15 protein-coding genes are annotated in these 20,224 nt (G+C 35.2%); 6 read left to right on the top strand and 9 right to left on the bottom strand.

What is annotated here, in order from left to right; translation table 11 throughout:
• Positions 1–730 precede the first annotated feature (730 nt).
• From Q0543_RS09140 to Q0543_RS09105, 8 genes are all read right to left on the bottom strand, one after another.
• Complete coding sequence (locus Q0543_RS09140) at positions 731–2,194, bottom strand: potassium/proton antiporter (protein ID WP_299251652.1); 1,464 nt, start codon at positions 2,192–2,194, stop codon at positions 731–733.
• A 305-nt stretch (positions 2,195–2,499) separates the two neighbouring features.
• Positions 2,500–4,161 (bottom strand): cellulase family glycosylhydrolase, encoded by a 1,662-nt coding sequence (locus tag Q0543_RS09135; protein ID WP_299251649.1) that lies wholly within the window; start codon positions 4,159–4,161, stop codon positions 2,500–2,502.
• Between the two features lie 405 nt (positions 4,162–4,566).
• Positions 4,567–5,214 (bottom strand): ABC transporter ATP-binding protein, encoded by a 648-nt coding sequence (locus Q0543_RS09130; protein WP_299251646.1) that lies wholly within the window; start codon positions 5,212–5,214, stop codon positions 4,567–4,569.
• 39 nt (positions 5,215–5,253) lie between these two features.
• Positions 5,254–5,475: a DUF2795 domain-containing protein gene (locus tag Q0543_RS09125; protein WP_011585228.1), complete on the bottom strand. Its 222-nt coding sequence runs from the start codon at positions 5,473–5,475 to the stop codon at positions 5,254–5,256.
• A gap of 333 nt (positions 5,476–5,808) precedes the next feature.
• A complete protein-coding gene (locus Q0543_RS09120; RefSeq protein WP_299251635.1) occupies positions 5,809–6,462 on the bottom strand; it encodes a metal-dependent transcriptional regulator in 654 nt (217 codons plus the stop codon).
• Positions 6,463–7,054: 592 nt separating this feature from the next.
• The gene (locus Q0543_RS09115; protein ID WP_299251632.1) at positions 7,055–7,408 is read right to left on the bottom strand and encodes a hypothetical protein; all 354 of its coding nucleotides are present in this window, start codon (positions 7,406–7,408) and stop codon (positions 7,055–7,057) included.
• A 42-nt stretch (positions 7,409–7,450) separates the two neighbouring features.
• Positions 7,451–8,404 carry an Rpn family recombination-promoting nuclease/putative transposase gene (locus Q0543_RS09110; RefSeq protein WP_299251629.1) on the bottom strand — a complete coding sequence of 318 codons (954 nt, stop codon included), beginning with the start codon at positions 8,402–8,404 and terminating at the stop codon, positions 7,451–7,453.
• A gap of 589 nt (positions 8,405–8,993) precedes the next feature.
• Entirely contained in the window at positions 8,994–10,364 is a 1,371-nt protein-coding gene (locus Q0543_RS09105) for a T9SS type A sorting domain-containing protein (protein WP_299251626.1), read from the bottom strand.
• Positions 10,365–11,214: 850 nt separating this feature from the next.
• On the opposite strand from Q0543_RS09105, the gene ettA reads away from it, so the two are divergent.
• From ettA to Q0543_RS09085, 4 genes are all read left to right on the top strand, one after another.
• Positions 11,215–12,885, top strand: a complete 1,671-nt coding sequence (ettA, locus tag Q0543_RS09100; protein WP_299251623.1) for an energy-dependent translational throttle protein EttA — start codon at positions 11,215–11,217, stop codon at positions 12,883–12,885.
• Between the two features lie 497 nt (positions 12,886–13,382).
• Entirely contained in the window at positions 13,383–14,048 is a 666-nt protein-coding gene (locus Q0543_RS09095) for a hypothetical protein (RefSeq protein WP_299251621.1), read from the top strand.
• A gap of 42 nt (positions 14,049–14,090) precedes the next feature.
• Entirely contained in the window at positions 14,091–16,163 is a 2,073-nt protein-coding gene (locus Q0543_RS09090; RefSeq protein WP_299251618.1) for a hypothetical protein, read from the top strand.
• A gap of 3 nt (positions 16,164–16,166) precedes the next feature.
• Positions 16,167–17,615, top strand: a complete 1,449-nt coding sequence (locus Q0543_RS09085; protein WP_299251615.1) for a hypothetical protein — start codon at positions 16,167–16,169, stop codon at positions 17,613–17,615.
• A gap of 602 nt (positions 17,616–18,217) precedes the next feature.
• Here Q0543_RS09085 and Q0543_RS09080 read toward each other — a convergent pair.
• A complete protein-coding gene (locus Q0543_RS09080) occupies positions 18,218–19,135 on the bottom strand; it encodes a zinc dependent phospholipase C family protein (protein ID WP_299251612.1) in 918 nt (305 codons plus the stop codon).
• A gap of 170 nt (positions 19,136–19,305) precedes the next feature.
• On the opposite strand from Q0543_RS09080, the gene rpsT reads away from it, so the two are divergent.
• Together rpsT and Q0543_RS09070 are read left to right on the top strand one after the other, a co-directional pair.
• Complete coding sequence (gene rpsT / locus Q0543_RS09075; RefSeq protein WP_299251609.1) at positions 19,306–19,563, top strand: 30S ribosomal protein S20; 258 nt, start codon at positions 19,306–19,308, stop codon at positions 19,561–19,563.
• Between the two features lie 111 nt (positions 19,564–19,674).
• On the top strand, positions 19,675–20,094 hold the full coding sequence (locus Q0543_RS09070; protein WP_299251606.1) for a hypothetical protein: 420 nt from the start codon (positions 19,675–19,677) through the stop codon (positions 20,092–20,094).
• Positions 20,095–20,224 lie beyond the last annotated feature (130 nt).

Below are 20,224 nucleotides of genomic sequence, written 5' to 3'. Positions count from 1 at the left end.
ATAGAGAATTCCGTTTAGATTGAATTTATTATCTTATGTTAATGAAAAAAGGGGAAATGAAGAATAGTTTATCTCAAATAAGATTTAAAAAGCATCCAACTGGAGGTACAGAAAAAGAAAAATGATTCATACATGAATTATTGCGAACCAAGTTATTATTGAATACAGTTAATTTAAAATAGGATTCTAAATTTTGTTTATCTGATTTACACATCAAAAATTCAGTAGCTTATTATTTCATTTTTATCATCCCTGTACAAATTAGAAAGTATACTATTTATAACTTCAATATTTTGAAAACCTTGAAGGGGTATGTTATACGTTATAATCAGCTAAAGAGATAAACATTCAATAACAATCAATCGACTAAGCTGTTATTGGTGATTCCGCCAGAGCAAATCAATATTATTGAGATGCTTTTTCACGGTGCACCAACAACCTTTGACGAAACGGATAGATTGTTACTAGTTGTTGGTGCACCGCGTTGTTTTTAGTTCATTATACAATATTAGAGCTGGCGGAAACACCAACAACAGCAGTCATTCGGACTTAAGGAAACGGCATTAGTCTATGATTTCAATTTTAATCATCCCTGTATAAATTAGAAAGTATACTATCTATACCTCCAATATTTTTAAAACCTTGGAGGGGTATGCTATATAGTCATAATCACCTACACAGAGAAACATGCAAAAAGAATCAATCGACTTAAACGATTGATAAAAATAACTTATTCTTCCAATTCAAAAAACGATTCAAGTTCTACCACTTTTGATTTGTGTACTAAGGCTTGCAGCGTATCTCCTTTTTGTAATACGGTACCACCTGATGGAACAAAAAATGTATCGTCTCTTTTAACCGTAATAATTAAACAACCTTGTAAGGCTTTAATTGAAACAACTGCTTTGTTATGAAATGCGGCGTTGTCAGGCACAATCATATTGATTCGTACGCGATCAACTTCGTCTAAATGTATGAATTCAGTTGGAGAAGTTAAGAATGGTATACTGGTATCTTTTAAACCCAATATTTTCAGTACAAATGGAATTGTCCATCCCTGCAACAATGCAGAAGTTAATACGATAAAAAACACCACATTAAAAATCCATTGTGCTTCAGTAATACCTGCTAATAGTGGAAACGTTGCAAGAATAATTGGCACTGCTCCACGCAAGCCAACCCAGGACACGAACAGCTTTTCTTTGAATGTAAATTTAAAAGGCATCAAGGAAATAAATACTCCAAGTGGTCGAGCAATTAAAATTAAGAATAAGGAGATTGATAATTCCATTTTAAAATCAGCGACAATCTCACTTGGAAATACCAATAAGCCCAGTGTTATAAACATGATTATTTGAGCAATCCATGCCATTCCATCAAAAAATCGAAACACGTTTCTTTTGTAAACAATATTGTGATTGCCTACAACAATACCCGCTACATAAACGGCTAAGAAACCACTACCATGCATCATGTCGGTAGATGAATACACAAAAAAAGCAGCAGCAAAAACAAATACTTGATACAAGCCTTCTATCTGGATGCTTAATCGATTTATAATAAATACAATTCCCTTACCTAAAACCAAGCCCATAAACAAACCGATTCCCATCTCCATAAAGAACTTCAACAACAGTACACCAGCTGTTGCCTCGGTAGTAGATGTAATTACTTGTATGAGCGTAATGGTTAAGAATACAGCCATTGGATCGTTACTACCCGACTCTAATTCTAGCAATGGGGTTATTCTACCTTTGATTTTAATATTGCGTGCACCAATAATAGAGAACACTGCTGCGGCATCTGTAGATGCAACAATAGAACCTAATAACATGCTAATTAGTAATGGAATATTGAAAATGTAATAGGCAAACAATGAAACTGCACCTGCAGTAAAAAGTACACCAACGGTAGCCAATGTTATCGAAGGACTAAGTACAGGCTTAACAATGTTCCAATGCGTAGATAATCCTCCTGAAAATAATATAAATATTAGTGAGCTAATCCCAATAGACTGTGCCAAACTTGTATTGTCAAAATAAAAGCCACCAGGACCTTCAGAACCGGCAAGCATGCCTATTCCTAAAAATAGTAGCAATACAGGAACGCCAATGTTATTACTCAAACGAGCAATAAAAATACTGATCAAAATTAGGGTAGAAAAACCTAAGAGTAACTCTTCTAAACTTAACATATAAGGAATTTCTTTAGTACGTGATTCAATATGTTTATTATTGAATCTGGCAATTTAAATTTTCATATTAAGATACACATAAAAAAAGATTGTATAAGTAAAAATAGAACGGTGTTACACACAATCTTATTTCAATACAATAAATTAACACTAGATTACAAATTTTTATTTCCTATAATTTAAAGAGAATGCAATGTATCTGGCTCTGATAAAAAATCTTCACAAATAAGATGTTAAAACAAGACCTCCAAGGTTTTAAACCCCTTGAAGGTCTTGTAAATTAATACAATCACCCCATGAATAAATTAAGGCAATTTAGATTTAAATAAATCGATCAAAGGCTGATTGCACTTATTCGGATCTACAGGTGTTCCGTATCCTTTATAAATACCAAATGCATCTTCGTGATAATCGTGATACGTAAAATGTGCACCGTGGTCTTTTAAAATATCAATCATGTCACTTGTCCATTGCAAGCCTCCTCTATTATTTTCATAACCAAAATTTATTGCCCCAAACTCTCCTAAAAATACAGGTCTATTTTTGGCTTTTGTCCACTTAAAAAATGGATCTAACTGTGCGACTAAATAATTTTTATCTAATACAGAAACACTACCTCCGGTACTTATTTTATTAAAGTCTAAACGGAAAATAGCATTTGATCCAACTGTTACGTCCTCACCTTTCACCCACCCAGCAATGGTGTATGAGTACCCTTGTTTGGGAATGAAATAATATTTAGAGTTACTCACATTCGCATCCCCTGTGGATCCTTCAATGTATAGGGAATTAGTATTGGAATGCCCTGTTGTATTGTCTGTTCCGGCAGAACCCGTTCCATTTTCACTCCAATAATACCAGCCATCAAACGATGTTACATCAATGGTACATACTGTGCGAACAAAATTATTTTGTTCATCATATTCTTTTACAACAATATCATCGATCCATGCTTTACCTGTATTTGCTCTATTCACAAACGTCGGCATCGCTAATTTTAATTCTACATTCTCAACCTTAAATTTTGGTGATTCTATATATTCGGACCAATCATAAGTACCTGTTGGGACAGCGGGATTGTTAAAACTTGCAGTACCAAAACTTGTACTGCCTGTTATATATAAGCGATTTAAGTCTGGGTATGTTTGTCCAATTGGTGGAATAGGTGAAACCCAATCAGCCCCTTGATGAGTAAATTCAAAAGGTAGGTAAAAATGAAATTCATAGGCAATGTTGTTTCCTTTTAAGTCAAAGAAATTCATATCTGCATTGTTTGACCAATTCGAACCTACAGCATTCACCCGCTCAACAATAATCATTTGATTTGCATTTAAGCTACGAATGGTGTCAATGATATCTTGTGCAAAATTGGCCCATTGGGATATCGAAGATGTAACAACGGGTTCATTTAATAAGTCGAAACCTGCAATGGTTGTTTCATTTGCATAATGCTTTGCAATATTAAACCACAATGCTTTTAAGCGTGCTTGATTTTCTGGATCCGACCACAATGCGCCGCCATCTCCGTTCGATTGAAAGCCACCTTGTGGAACGTGCATGTTTAAAATCAAATAGACATTGTGTTTTTTAGCCCAACGAATGTTTTGATCAATCCAATCCCAACCTGTTTGCTTGTAAGTATATGGGTTTGCATCGTCTTCAAAAGTCTTATAATTCATGTAAAACCGAACGGCATTCATACCCATCTCATGCACCCGTTGAAAATCAATTTCGGAATGGTGTGTGCTTGGAATTTCTGCATCTGTCCAGACTTCATTCCCAAAGGCTACACCACGCAAATATATTTTGCTTCCCGATGCATCAATAATGTCTGTTCCACTTGTATGGATAAATGCACTTTGAATAGCTGTAGGTTCATCGTGCTTTTTACGACAAGATGTGATTATTATACTACAGATAAATGCTGCTAAGATGTATTTTGATAATTTGAAGTTCAGATTTCGCATAGTACAATTTAACTATAAAATAGTACAATTAATAGATGATGTAAGTTTTGGATTTGGATTTGAGGTTTTGGACAATAAGAATATTCTCCTAATTCCAGTTTTAAGTCTAATACAGACCTAATGCAGTCAAAGACTGCAAAATGTATACACACGAATCTGAAGACTCGCGCGAGGAGTGTATTATTGGATTGGTATTCGTGAGATTTGGACGATTATGGGATTGTTCTTTCTTTGTCTGAATTGGGGTTTTCCAGATTTATGGATTTACTAGAATGTGGATACGTGAAATTTCCATAATAAGTGCAGTCAAAGACTGCGGAATACTACACACGAGTCTGAAGACTTGCGCAAGAGCATCCTTTTCTCGGGTCTAGCAACTAGCAACTGGCAGCTAGCAACTTTCTTCTAAGACAAGTCAATAACAACCCCATAATCCTTCTTTTTAAAAGGCAAATCGTGGGTTACACAGATGCAAATGAATGGGTTACGTAGGTGCATTTCATGTAAGAGATTAAAAAATAGTATTCGGTTTTTTGCATCCAAATATTGGGTGGGTTCATCCAATAACAGTACTTTTGGCTTTGCTAAAAAGGATTGAACGAGCCAACAAAGTTGTAACTCTCCACCAGAAATTTCTTTCGCATTTCGATCTAATAAATGAGAAATACCAAACTGCTGCGCCAACGATTCTAGTTCTTGAATTTGCTTGAACGAATAATCATCAAACCACTTTTTATCTCTAAAAAAGGCCATCAAGAGTAAATCTTTCACTTTAATGGGGAAAGCTAACGAATTATGTTGGGGTAGGAAATGTACGGATTCATGCCATTTAGATTCTGAAAAAGAATCGATTGGGCGTTCATTAAAAAAAATTTCGCCTGTATACGATTTAATGTACCCCGCTATGGTTTTAAGAATAGTAGATTTCCCAGAGCCATTATCTCCTGTTAAGAACACAATGTCGCTGGTAGTTGCTATTAATTGAAAGGAATCAATGATGCACTTCCCATTCAATTCAATAGTTAAGTCTTTAATTTCTAAACTATTCAACATCTACAAAATAAAAAACCGGGCAAAATACCCGGTTTTAGATTAATATTCGTCCTCATTAAAGAAGAAGTCGTCTTTAGACGGATAATCCGGCCAGATTTCTTCAATACTTTCATAAGGTTGACCATCGTCTTCCAATTCTTGTAAGTTTTCAATCACTTCAAGAGGTGTTCCAGAGCGTACAGAGAAATCAATTAATTCATCCTTTGTCGCAGGCCAAGGGGCATCTTCCAAGTAGGAAGCTAATTCTAATGTCCAATACATAATTTGTTCCTCGTTTTGAACTTACGTGCAAAAATAAAATATTAATCAGCAATACAAAATTATATTTACAAATGTGGATAAGAAATGTAGTTGCTGGGTGCTAGTTTTTAGTTGCTAGACGAGGAGAAAAAGTACTAAGTACAGAGTACGGAGTAAAAAGACAAAACGGGTTTATTTTTTTGCATCTAGTAAGAGATAAATTAAAAAAAAGAGGCCGAATATACTTCTATTCTAAAATCGGGTAAAGAATTTCTTTTTTGTACTTAGTACTCTGCACTTTGTACTTTATACTCCGTACTCTGTACTTATTACTTATTACTTACTACTCTTTACTTATTTCGAGACCAATATTTTTTCACATACTTTATTGCTCAACACTTCAGCCAGCCGATGATCATATTGTACCGTCATGCTTCCGTCAAAGGCTTCTATGGATAATATTTTAATGCGCGTACCCAAAATTAAATTTCGGCTAGATAAAAAGCGCAGAAATTCTTCTGAAGAAGACCCCACAGCTGAAAAGACAAACGTATTACCAACCGTACAATCAGATAAGGTGACAAATTTCTCTTCAATTAGATTTCCGTTTTTATCTGGGATCGGCGAACCATGTGGATCTATGGTTGGATAATTGAGCATATCATCCATCTTATCAAAAAAACGTTGAGAAGGAATATGTTCGATGTGTTCGGCAATTTCATGTACTTCTTCCCAGCCAAAGCCCATCTTTTCAACCAAAAACATCTCAGTAAGTCGATGTTTGCGAATGATTAAAGCAGCTTCTTTTTTCCCTAAATCTGTTAAGGTTACAGGTTTATAACTTTCATAATGCACCAAAGCCTTTTCAGCCAAGCGCTTAATCATGCTGGTTACCGTCGGCATTTTAATATCCAATTGCTTGCTAATATCATTGACACTCGCCTCTCCTTTTGCTTGCTCCAGATTGAACAATGCTTTCAAATAGTTTTCTTCGGTTTGGGATATCATGGGGTCAATTTAACCAATTGTAGCTAGCCTAAAAAGTGCGTGTAGGTTTATTTTTTTCATCTGATACTTTTGGAATATGCTACTACTCTTTAAAAGTACTAAGTACAGAGTACGGAGTACAAAGTCAGCGGGTATTGTCGACAGCTTTTTATTGTACGATGAAAAGAAAAGAATTCTTATACCATCCTTTCCTTTGTCTAAATTGGGATTCGTGGGATTAAAAAGATTGATAGGATGCTTGCTAGCTGTTTCAAGTTGCTAGGTTCTAGTTTCTAGACGGTAGAAAATATGGTTCTATTTTCTTTTGCGTGAATTACGGCCCCAAAAGCGTATTTGCACCCATTTCTTTTGTCTGAACTGGGATTCGTGGGATTAAAAGGATTAATAGGATTGAAAAGTGTCTACATTTTTATGTCTCTTATTCATTCAAAAAAAGGTTCTTCCCCAATAATTTACAGTAAAAGTGACTAAAGACAATCCAAAAAATCTCTAAATCAAGCGAATCCTAATTCAGACAAAGAAAAACCGAACACCTGTCTACATTCATAAACAGATATTCGGCTTCTTATTTTAATCACTACTTTGTACGTTCTCAGTTCGAAGTTATAATCTTATGAACATCATCCACAGAAAGATTTACAATTTCAGCGATAGTTTCAATAGTCAACTCTTTTTGATACATGTTAATCACGTTTGCACGAATGGTTTCAGCTATACCTTCCGCTTTTACTGCAGCTTTCCCTTCCGCTAAACCTTCCGCCTTTCCTTCTCTCATTGCTTCCTCCTTTGCGTAGTTTATGGTATTGTTATAATCTCTGCGGGCCTTTAATGCTCTGTCGTAGCTCATACGTTCCTTTTTGTTAAGTTTACCTACTTCTGCTACTAGAATATTGGTCAGTGAATGGTGGTCATTGTATAAGGAGATAAGTGTGCTAAATAAATACACATGAAACCGTATTTTAAACCATACTTATTGTTTCGTACTTTCTCAAATCGCTTCGATAATCTTATGAACATCATCCACAGAAAGATTTACAATTTCAGCGATAGTTTCAATAGTCAACTCTTTTTGATACATGTTAATCACGTTTGCACGAATGGTTTCAGCTTTCCCTTCTGCTTTCCCTTCTGCTAAACCTTCCGCTTTTCCTTCTCTCATTGCTTCCTCCTTTGCGTAGTTTATGGTATTGTTATAATCTCTGCGGGCCTTTAATGCTCTGTCGTAGCTCATACGTTCCTTTTTGTTAAGTTTACCTACTTCTGCTAAGTTGAATATCTTTTGAAAGATTCGTTTATTTAGAAAGACTGGCATTTTTTCTAAACGATGAAGGTGTTTTAATACATAACACCATTTATCAAGGTCTGATACTAAATCTTTTTCTTCCTTATCGAATTTACGTAATTCTAGAAATAAAAAAGCAATTTTATCGTAAAAAAGTGTTTGGGTATTTGTATTAATAAGCTTTATAGGAACAAGATAATCTTTCCCTGGATTTAATTTAAAATCAAAATCAAGAATTGCAATTAAATAAACGCCTTTTATGGTATAATTCCAATCTTCACCAGAATCTGGGGCTTGCTCACTTATAATTCGAGATGCGTAATACATACATCGATCCATAAAGTGGGACTGCATTTTTCGTTGCATTTCAATGATAAATTGTTCTCCATCCTGACCTGTGCAAAGGAGGTCGAAAAACACATCCCGACTCAACTGATTTTCGCCGGTAGATTCGGTATTGTTGTAGGTTAAATCTACAATTACTTTTGATCCTTGAAAGATTGCATTCAAAAAATCAATTAAAATATCTTTGTTGGGTTCGCTTCCGAAAATAAACTTAAACCCAAAATCTGTAAGCGGATCAATGTATTTACTTTGATAGCTTGCATACGAAACCTTAGGCTCCGCAAAGGTACTCTCGATAAAAGAGTCCTCATTCATAAAATGATACATAAAATTATTTAGCTGATTGAGGAACCAAGATAAGAAAAAAAGTATTGAGAATTGCTACTGTTTAAAAAGTACTAAGTACGGAGTACAAAGTACAAAGTCGGCTGGTATTGTTGACAGCTTTTTATTGTACGATGAAAAGAAAAGAATTCTTGTACCATCCTTTCTTTTTTCTGAATTGGGATTCGTGGGATTAAAAGATTAATAGGATTGAAAAATAGTTTCCAGTTGCTAGGTGCTAGCTTTTTGACGCTGGAAAATGGTGTTTATTTTCTTTTGCCTGAATTACGCTCTCAAAGCATATTCTCATCCTATTCTCTTTTGTCTGAATTGGGATTCGTGGGATTAAAAGATTATTTGGATTGAAAAGTGTCTACATTTTTAAGTCTCATATTCATTCAAAAAAAAGGCTCTTCCACAATAATTCACAAAAAAATATCCAAGTACAATCCAATAATTCCCTAAATCGAGCAAATCCCAATTCAGACAAAAAAGCCGAATACCTGTCTACATACATAAACAGATATTCGGCTTCATTTTTTTGTACTTAGTACTCAATACTCCGTACTCAATACTTCCTCTAATAAACCGCCAAACGTGTGCTCGTGAACACACCATCATAATTCAATACCAACTGATAGATACCCGCTGGCAAGCTAGTTTGAATGCTTGTACCAGACGTTGAAGACGTGAATGAACCCGACTGCATATTAATGCCTGTAGTTGAATACACCGTGTAGCTTACAGCCGTACTAGACTGCGGCATCACAACACTAAACTGATCTTTGATTGGATTGGGGAATACGGATATACCAGCTACAGCAAAGGAGTTATTGATGCTTGTTGCCGTTTGAATGGTAACTTCTTGTGTGGTTATTTTCGATTCTGGAGTTGCATCTGTTTCTTTAACAGAAACTGAATGGTTGGTTGTACTTGTACGAAGATTTGCTCCGCCATCCCATAAGACTGTAATGGTGTTTGTACCTTGTCCGCTCATTATGGTTCCTCCTATTACGGTCCATTCGTATTGCATACCAACAGTTGCTGGTACAGAGTAAGTAACGGTTTGATTGGGGGTAATGGATTGAGAACCTGTAATAGCGGCTGAGAAGGTGCCGCAGGTCATGGGAATTAACGTTAACAAAGTATCTTTAGAAAAATATGTAGTAGTTACTCCTGCTGATGTTGTAAATATTGCTTTTCGGTTATAATATGTTTTTACATTAACATTTGAAACCTGTAAATTAGAATTTGTCGCCCCAACAATATCCGTAAAATTTCCACCTGTAGACGACGTCCATTGAAAAATAAGATTTTGTTGACCATCTATGTAAAGGGTTTCGGTTGCTAAATCCATATTATCATAACTTCCGTAATAATTTCCTCCTTGACATACATATTTAGTTTTGTGTGCTGGATTATAAATTATTTTTCTTCGTAGAATTGGAAATCCAGCATTTGTATACGGAGGAAATAGATTTGGTGAATAACTAATAGCAAAATTCATATCCGTTAGTGTTACTTTAACCCTAATGTCTTTAAATAGTTGAATTGCAGTATTCCCTAAATCATATATATACTGACGATCTGTTAAAGAAATCATTTGAGCACTTCTAAGTACACCACCACCCTCACCTAGAATCGTAATCTGTGCTTTAAACCTGTTAATTGGAAATACAACAATTGGCTCTCCATTGATGTCTATTAAATCAAAAAACATTATTATTTTTGATAAAGTTGAATAATCGCTATATCGGGTTTTAGAAATAAATATTTGATTTGTTTTGCCATTAAAATCTGATGGATTAACCAACACATTATCAATTATAGAATCAGCAGTTTGAAAGTTAAACTGATCGCATAAAAAGTTAAAGCTTCCTAATTGAGCCTGCGCACTTCCCTCAAAAGCAAACAAAACAGAAGCAAAAATGATTAGTAGATATTTTTTCATAAAAAGATTGGTTAAATAGAATTTTACAATAATAATAATAATAATAATAATAATAGGGTTATCAATTAGTTATTTGGAAATAGTTTCTAGTTGCTATTTTCTTTTGTCTGAATTGGAATTCGTGGGATTAAAAGATTAATAAGATTGAAAATTGTCTACATTTTTATTTCTATTATTTATTCAAAAAAAGGCTCTTCCCTAATAATTTACACTAAAAATCATAAGAACAATCTCATAAATCCCCTAATCGAGCGAGTCTCAATTCAAACAAAAATGGACTGAGTATGGAGTTTGTCCTAACATTGGCTTTTTTTTCAACGGATTAATAAGATCCTAATATGCCATGGTTGGACACGTTTACGCCAAAAGCAGTATCATAATGAGGTATCATTCATTGCGTAAACTGCCAACCATTTACTCGCTACAGGTGGTTGGCAGTTTAAGTGAATATTATTTTTTTGCACGTTCAATAAATCGTACAGACAAGGAATTTAACGCTGTGTTCATACGAATTTTAGTTAAGCCGACTACTTACCAACTAGTTATCTATCAGTCAAATATTTAATGATTATTATTCTTAAAAACACGTGCTCTCTCACACAAGTCGTCGGACCACTGGAAAATTGGTCTGAAGACTGCGCAAATAGACAGTCCACTCCATTAAAAAAAGTGTATAACAACAGATAAACCATTGACTATTTAGGCAATATTCATTTTTTTTACTGACCACTGACCACTTATCACTGTCCACTTTTTTCTACCCCAAGACAAGTAATTTTCCTCGTCTAGCAACTAGCGCCTAGAAACTAGCAACTTTTTCCCGATATTTACCCTTTCATTAACAATTCCTATGAGCGAACAAATCATATTCTCCATGGCGGGTGTGAGTAAAATCATTCCACCAAAAAGACAAATCCTTAAAAACATCTACTTATCGTTTTTCTATGGCGCCAAAATTGGTGTTTTAGGTCTAAACGGATCAGGTAAGTCTACCCTGCTTAAAATCATTGCAGGTATCGACAAAGAATATATTGGCGATGTTGCCTTTAGCCCAGGTTATACCGTTGGGATGTTGGAGCAAGAGCCAAAATTAGATCCTACCAAAACAGTTAAAGAAATTGTTGAAGAAGGTGTTCAAGAAGTGGTTGACTTGTTGAAGAAATTCGAAGAAATCAATTTGAAGTTTGGCGAAGAAATGACCGACGACCAAATGACAAAATTGATTGAAGAACAAGGTCGCATACAAGAATTATTAGATACACACAATGCATGGGAATTAGACACCAAGTTAGAGCGTGCAATGGATGCGCTTCGTTGTCCGCCCGGTGATTCTAAAATTGAACATTTATCGGGTGGTGAAAAAAGACGTGTAGCCTTATGTCGTTTGTTACTGCAACAACCCGATGTATTGTTATTGGATGAACCGACCAACCACTTGGATGCAGAATCCGTAGACTGGTTGGAATTGCACTTACAACAATATCCAGGAACGGTAATCGCCGTAACCCACGATAGATACTTCCTAGATAACGTAGCGGGTTGGATTCTTGAACTAGACCGCGGCGAAGGGATTCCTTGGAAAGGGAATTATTCGTCTTGGTTGGATCAAAAACAGACCCGTTTGTCTCAAGAAGAGAAAACAGAATCCAAACGTCAGAAGATTTTACAGCGCGAGTTGGAATGGGTTCGGATGTCGCCGAAAGCGCGTCAAGCGAAGTCTAAAGCACGTATCAGCTCGTACGACAAGTTGTTGGGCGAAGAAACACGCGAAAAAGAAGATCGTCTGGAAATGTTTATCCCAGCAGGTCGTCGTTTAGGTAATAAAGTTATTGAAGTACAAAATGTTTCAAAAGCATTTGGTGATAAATTATTGTTCGACGATTTAAGTTTCAATCTTCCGCAAGGGGGTATTGTCGGTATCATTGGACCCAATGGTGCAGGTAAAACAACTTTGTTCAAATTAATCACCGGACAAGCACAGCCAGACTCTGGTTCGTTTGCTGTGGGTGAAACGGTTGACATTGGATATTACGATCAAGAGCACTCTGGCTTAGACCCAGACAAATCGGTATTTGAAACCATTTCAGGTGGTACAGAACATTTGATGTTGGGCAACAAGCAAGTGAACTCTCGTGCGTATGTAAGTCGTTTCAACTTTGGTGGTTCCGATCAAGAGAAAAAAGTAGGTGTATTATCCGGTGGTGAACGCAACCGCGTGCATTTGGCGATGACACTTAAAACAGGTGCAAACTTGTTATTACTCGATGAGCCGACCAATGATTTAGATGTAAATACACTCAGAGCATTAGAAGAAGCCTTAGAAAACTTTGGTGGCTGTGCGGTAATTATTTCCCACGATCGTTGGTTCTTAGATCGTGTAGCAACACATATCTTGGCTTTTGAAGGCGATTCTCAAGTATATTGGTTTGAAGGAAACTATTCGGATTACGAAGAAAATAAAAAGAAACGTTTGGGTGATGTTGGCCCGCAGCGTATTCGATATAAGAAGTTGGTTAAATAATTATTTATATAATTATGAATTATAAGTTATGAATTATGAATGTTCGTGATTCATAACTTTTGGTTTATTATTTTAAATCTTTATTCCTCATACTCGCGCCAGTCTTTGACTGGCGCGTTTTAAATACTTTTAACCGATTGCATTAAATGTAGTCAAAGACTACAAAAATAAACGACACCAGTGACGCTTCGCTTAACACTGGCGCCAGAAAGTATAAGAATTATGAATTATAAATGAAGATTATACTCGCGCCAGTCTTTGAATCGAGCATTTTAAATTCTATCATTTAACGAATTTAGAAGTTCGAAAAGAAGGAACTAAGACATACGAGAAAGAATATCATCAAGTAAAGATAATTCATAACTCATAATTCATAACTCATAATTCATAACTCATAATTCATAACTCATAATTCATAACTCATAATTCATAACTCATAATTCATAACTCATAATTCATAACTCATAATTCATAATTCATAACTCATAATTACAAAAATGAAATTAACCCTACCAGCTATACTACTATTTATAATCGTTTCCATGACCTCATGTTTTGAAATCATTGAAGATGTACAAGTGCATCAAAATGGTTCGGGGACATATAAGTTCATTGTGAATTTAAGTCAGAGTAAAAATCAAATAGATAAAATTCGTACGCAGGATAGTATTTTGAGCTATAAAGTCCCTACCGTAGCGATGGCGGAGTCAAAAATCACAGAAGTTAAGAACAAACTAAATGCTGTAGAAGGCATCAGTAATGTACTTATAACACAAGACCACATCAATTACATTTATCATTTAAGTTGTGATTTTAAAAACGTAGCAGCTTTAAATACTGCCATGCTGAGTATTTGGAAAACCTACGATAAGAAAGCTCCTACAAATTTTAAATTGTACAGTTTCGAAGAAGGTGTATTTACTCGAAATACGAATACAAATGAATTAGATCACATAACACAAATTGCAAATTCCCAAATTCGTGAAATGATGCAGAAGTCGACCTACACGATTATTTGTAGATTTGATGAACCTGTAAGCATCAGCAACAGCATGAACTATTCGTTATCTCCGAGTAAAAAAGCGACCTTATACAAAAATGATGTATGGTCAACATTGGCAGATCAAGGCATTACAAACAATACAATTAGCATTGCTAAATAAATTTCAGATCATAGATATTCATATACATTACAGCAATTCCTTATGAAAAAAATTATTTTATTTTTCTCCCTTTGTTTTACTGTTCAATTGGTACAAGCACAGGATCTAAAAAATTACATTCCCGAAACGGCTAATTTTATCGTAAAAGTAGATGGTGCACGCATAAACAAAAATGTAAACTTTGATGAAATTCGTGCTACAGAAATGTACAAAGATTTTCTGTTCAAAATGCTAAACAACAAAACAGCGGAAGAACGTGCCATTACAACCTTGTTTGAAACACCTGATGAAACAGGATTAAATATTAAAACAGATATGTATGTGTATGATATTCCGTACGCAGATTCAAAAAAAGTAAAAGCACCCAAAAAGAATGAAGATGATTATGGAATGTACGAAGAAGACAACTATTACAATACTCCTAAAACGATAACTGTTGGGGCTGCTTCGCTTTTAAATTCAAAAAAATTCACACGGTTCGTTTCAGATTTATTATTAAAAAATGAAAAATCTAAAGTTACAAAAGTAAGTAAGACCACTTTCTACATAAAGGATTATTCAAATTTAATTATTTGGACAAACGACAAAGTATTCTTTTGCAATCTTCCCTATGTTGGATACGATCGAAAAGATTATTCCAAAGGAGACATTTTAAGTATTATAAAAACGGTTGCATTTCCCTTACCCAATAAGAATGTAATCACCAACACACGTATACTAAATGGCTTAGGTGTTGATTCAGACATTAGTTATGTATTCAACTCAAACGCATGGAGTAAAAGTCCGTGGTTATTCAATGAATTCAATAGAAGTAGCTCTATTAAAGATACTACATTACTGAACGAAGAATTATTCAAAGACAACTATAGCTTTAGTTATGTAAATTTTGAAAAAGGACAATTAAAATTTTCTGGAAATCAATTTTACGGTAAAAAACTTGCAGCACTCTTCAATCCCATCTTTAATGTTAAGCCGAGTGCTGCACTAGCAAACATGTTATATCAAACACCAGTAACCAGTTATGTGAGTTATGCATTCAGCTTTGTCGAACTTAGAAAATTTGTTGACAAAACGTTCAATTACAACATGGATACACTCATGATTGAAATGGTAAAACATAATCAAAACGATGTTTACGAGACGGATAGTTTGGTTCGAAAATATCGCAAAGAAATTGATACGATTCGTTTTATGATAAACGGTCCGGATGAAGAGAACTATCTTGAAGATTCATATAGTATAACAGATTCTGGAACAGTTTATTCAGACGAAGCAGATGAAGCAGTTGTAGCTGTACCATATGATTACGACGCAAATTACGATGATGCAAAATATAAGCACGAATTCTTAAACTGGTATACAATTGATTCGTTAGAGTCAAGAGAAGATACCTTATACACTTTAATTGAAGATCGAAAAGATTCCTTAGCTGTAAAAACCTATAAACATTTGGGCATACATGGAGACGATCTATGGAGCATTTTTAATGGAGAGTTTGTATTTCTGTATCACGCTATGACTAGTATTGAAAAGAAATACAAAGAATTTGAAATGGATGCGGAATATAATTATGTTGAAGTTGAAAAAACTAAAACGATACCTATCCCCTTGTATTCTTTTGCAGCATCCATTAACGATGAGCTTCTGTTTAATAAATATTTAAACACGATGATCCAAAAAGGATTTATTCAAAAAGAAAAAAATCGTTATTTGGTTGTTCTTGGTGATATGAATCAATACATATGGGTTAGTGAAAAGAATTGTATACTTACTAATGACAACAATTTCAACCCAACAAAAAGACAAAATACAACAACACGAAGCGACTACGAAATAGAAAATGTATCTCGCATTACTTCCCACCAATCGGGTGCTTACATTGAAGTTGGAAAGATATTGGCTTCTTCGGTACAGTTTGTAGACGACAAAGAGTCTGCAGAGGTATTGGAAATACTTGCAAAGTATTTTGACGAAACGGTTTATACAAATGACTTTGTAACGGATGCAAATGTGACGACAAAAACAAACATTGATTTTAACGATACAAATAAAAATTGCATCAACATACTTGTTCAAATGATGGATGAACTATATGTTCATTTTACAAAAAAATAAAACATGCGTAAAGCAATTATTTTTAGTGCAATTCTGTGTATAATAATACTTACGTATCTCTTTTACCATTCGTGTAAGAGAGATACGCTTGTTATTAAGCCAAGCAATCGTATTGGGATACCCGATTCTAGCTGGGTATATGGAAGTATTCATTTAGATCAAATCAAAAAAGAGATTGCCTGGTCTACACTTTTGAGTGGCGATGTATCATTTTTATTTCATTCAGATACCCTTTCAAATACCTTAATTAAGGTATTAAAATCACCAACGACGTATTCCATTATTGAACAAAACAATATTATTTTCTTTTCTGAAGCGAAAGAATCACACCTGTATTCAGGTTTGATCCTTAAATTAAAAAATCCAGATGCGTTAAAAAAAGCGTTTGTAAGTGACAGTATAAAAAACAGAAATAGCTATCTGTATACCTTCCGCAGTCTCGAAGGAATTTGGATGTACAATACAAACAACCTTATTTTTATAGCTACTCAAGAGCAAGATTCGTTGTATGCACAACATATTCTTGATGGAAAGCAAACAACTATAATAGAACCAATTCCCACCGATTCGGTTTTAGTACAAGCAACAATACAAACTGCGTACCTACCCAACAGCATGAAACATGTGCTACTTGATTCTGCGCGCATAGAGATTGCATTGAAACAAAATGGCGATGCATTACAATTGGATTGGAACTATGTAGGTAAACTTGCCAACTGTCTTTCTCAATCGAACTTTACACTTCCGCATACTGAAACAGGATTCTTTTTACATGTTACCCAAACAGAAGCTGGTCTAAATAGTTTACGAACAGCAATGGATACCACCCAAACTATTTATAAAAAAAACAAACGCGTTATAGACGTATTCAAAACAAGCTTGATCGATAATCCCTTACGGATAGAATTTAATGGTTGGAAGAAAATAAAGACCAGTTACTATGTAAGTAAGATGAACGATGAATTTGAAATGGTGATGCACAAAGTAGATACGACTTTTATCGAGCCCTTATTTGAATGTAATTTGCAACAAAAAAACAGTTCTGAAACAAATACATTCTTAGCTTTTTTGAAAAAAGAAGGCTTGATCACAAAACAATCTTCAAATACCTACAATCTTGTCTTGGGAAATTTTGATAGCGAACTTAGAGTAGAAAAAAATCATTCCATTACGCTTGAAAATACCCACAAACGCATACGTATGCTGCCGCTTGCAACGCAAGCAAAAGCAGCCGCATTGTATGTGGAATTAAAACCAGCTTATGTGCAAGGGTTGTTTGAAGGTAGTATTCAGAAAGAAATCCCAGCACGAGTAATACAACAGCTTAAAAAAATTGAGTCGATCCGAATCGAAGTTAATAGAAATGATTCGCACTTAAATGGTAGTACAACGATTCGTTTCAATGAAAAAAAACATCCTATAATTTCTTTGATGGGATTATTAAAGGAATAAAATGTTCTGTTTGCCCTGGTTTGGCACGTTTAAGTGTTACTAATCTCAACTAAGAACGATAAAACAACATCACTTAAACTGCCAACCACCTAATAATTGCGTTGTTCGTGATTTATAATCGCGAACCAAGATCATTGAGATTTGTAATCTCATTAAATCAAACACTCTAGTTTAGTCGGATTACAAATCCGTTTTATCTGGCTTCGGAATTACAAATTCCGAAGAGCCGATTTTAAGAGTTCCAGATGGTTGGCCGAAAAGGCACAAGGCGACCTTGGGCAATACTTCGCTGTCGGCGTTGTTCGTCATTTTGCAATTTTTTGGCCGCTGGCTCAACAAAGGGTATAGTCGTGTTTAGGTTCGGAATTAGAGTATAGTACACCTATTTCTTTTCACTCAAATCCTATCGCAAATCAACCTGTTGTTATGCCAGCGGCCAACAACCAACCTCTAAGGTGTTACTATTTGAGCTGTTCGTGATTTATAATCGCGAACCCAGATAATAGAGATTTGTAATCTCATTAAATCAAAGACACTCGTTTAGACGGATTACAAATCCTTCTAATCTGGCTTCGGAAGTGCAAAATCCGAAGAGTCTACCATCAATGCACACAACCTTCATGCGCACTACTTTTTAATTGTGCCAATTCTTCTAATTCTTCTTTTGTGAATATGGGTTCTGGAAAAGTAGTAAGATCGGGTTTTCCTGCATTCATCCAACAGGTATACCACATATTCGCTGTCATTTGAATGGCACTGCGCATTCGGCGTTGTACCATGTCATTTAAATCGGTATGATAGGCTTTGCTGAATTCGTATGAATACACACGCATGGTTTGTCCGTTGCGGTCTTCGTAAGAAAATATTTTATCTTCTTTGAAGGATTGTTGCAAGCCTTTTTCAATACGTAATACGGAATCTACACAAGCTCTAGACGCTGTCAAAGCAGACCAAACTTCTGCATTTATATTGGGAATATAACGTGCCCTACCTACATAATAGGAGTAGTTTTTTGAAAACAATTCGGGCAAGCGTGATTCCCACAAACCATGTATACCGTGTTGATCGGTTAATTGTCCATTGTAATTTTTCGTAGCATGCAGCGGCACATGCAAATCGCCAATATAGTGACCGATGTCTGCCGATAATTTCAAAATAGCTTTTACATCTTTGGCTTTGAACGCATCTGTCAAATAATAACTCATCCGAATCAAATTCCAAGGTAAAATGCCATGTGCTTGCATGGAGTCTTCGGGATACAAAATAGCAGCCTCCTTCCAATTGGGCTGCATCACTAATACCGAATCGGTATAATATTCAATATCCATATAATGCTTAGGCGCTTCTCCTTTTACGGCATATCTGCGCTTATCTGGATTAACTGCCTGTTCAGTAATGTACTCGAGGTGCACTTTATAAAAGGACATCAGCGGTTGAGGCAAAGAAAAAACGGCCATTTTATTGATTTCTTTGTGGGCAAAAAAGCCCCAAGATGTGCATAAAATGAGGATAATAGACATGAAAAGTGCCTTTATCCACCAAAAATACGGATAACTCATAGCTAAGAAGTTTTCCACAATATTAAGATGAATTATGTAAATTACAAACTAGGTTTTGTTTTTTAATAATAACCTCTTATCTTTGCCATTCGAAAATTTATTGACGAAGAAATAAGAATTTAGATACACATATGGCAAATCATAAGTCAGCTTTAAAAAGAATCCGTGCGAACAGAGCTAAATACCTGAGAAATCGCTACCAAATGAAAACTACTCGTACGTTTGTAAAAAGACTAAGAGCTTCAACAGTTAAAGCTGATGCTACTGAGTTATACAAAAAAGTATCTGGTATGTTGGATAAACTTGCTAAGAAAAACATCATTCATAAAAACAATGCAGCGAACAAAAAATCTAAGTTGGCTAAATTTGTAAATAAAATAGCTGCTTAATTTCAGCTTTTATTGATATTAAAAAGTCTCCTGTGAAAACAAGAGACTTTTTTTATGCCTTAATATGATTGTATACATGTATTTTTACAACAAGCCTGTGTATATTGCAATATGAAATTATTTAACCCTAGGCTATACCTCTATTTTTTAATTGTATTACTCAGTGTGGTTTCATGTGCTTACAATAAAGGTGAAGTTGTAACACCTAGCAAAGACTGTTCAACCACCTTTAGCAATCTTTCATTTGCTAAAGACATACAGCCAATATTAACAACAAACTGTGCCATTTCAGGCTGTCATTCGGGTACAACGCCTGAAGGAAACTTCAATCTAGAAGCATCTAAAGCATACGCTACGCTATCCAAACCAGGCAGAGGCTATATTGATGTAAGCGACCCCAAAGGGAGCGTGTTTTATAGCTCCATGGTATCTACATCAGATCCGATGCCTCCTAACGGCAGACAAGCTATGAGTGCGTGTGATTTGAAGCGTATCGAAACTTGGATGCGTGAAGGTGCTTTGGATAATTAAATTAGTTGCTAATTAGTAGCTACTAGTTGCTAGTTACCAGTTTCTAGACGAAGGAAGTACAGAGTACGGAGTACAGAGTACAGAGTACGGAGTACAGAGTACGGAGTACAGAGTACGGAGTACAGAGTAC

The organism is uncultured Cytophaga sp. (genome assembly GCF_937863595.1).
In the GTDB taxonomy this organism is placed as follows: Bacteria; Bacteroidota; Bacteroidia; order Cytophagales; family Cytophagaceae; genus Cytophaga.
Note: the sequence above shows the minus strand (reverse complement) of the source record. Positions and strands in the feature narration are given on the sequence as shown.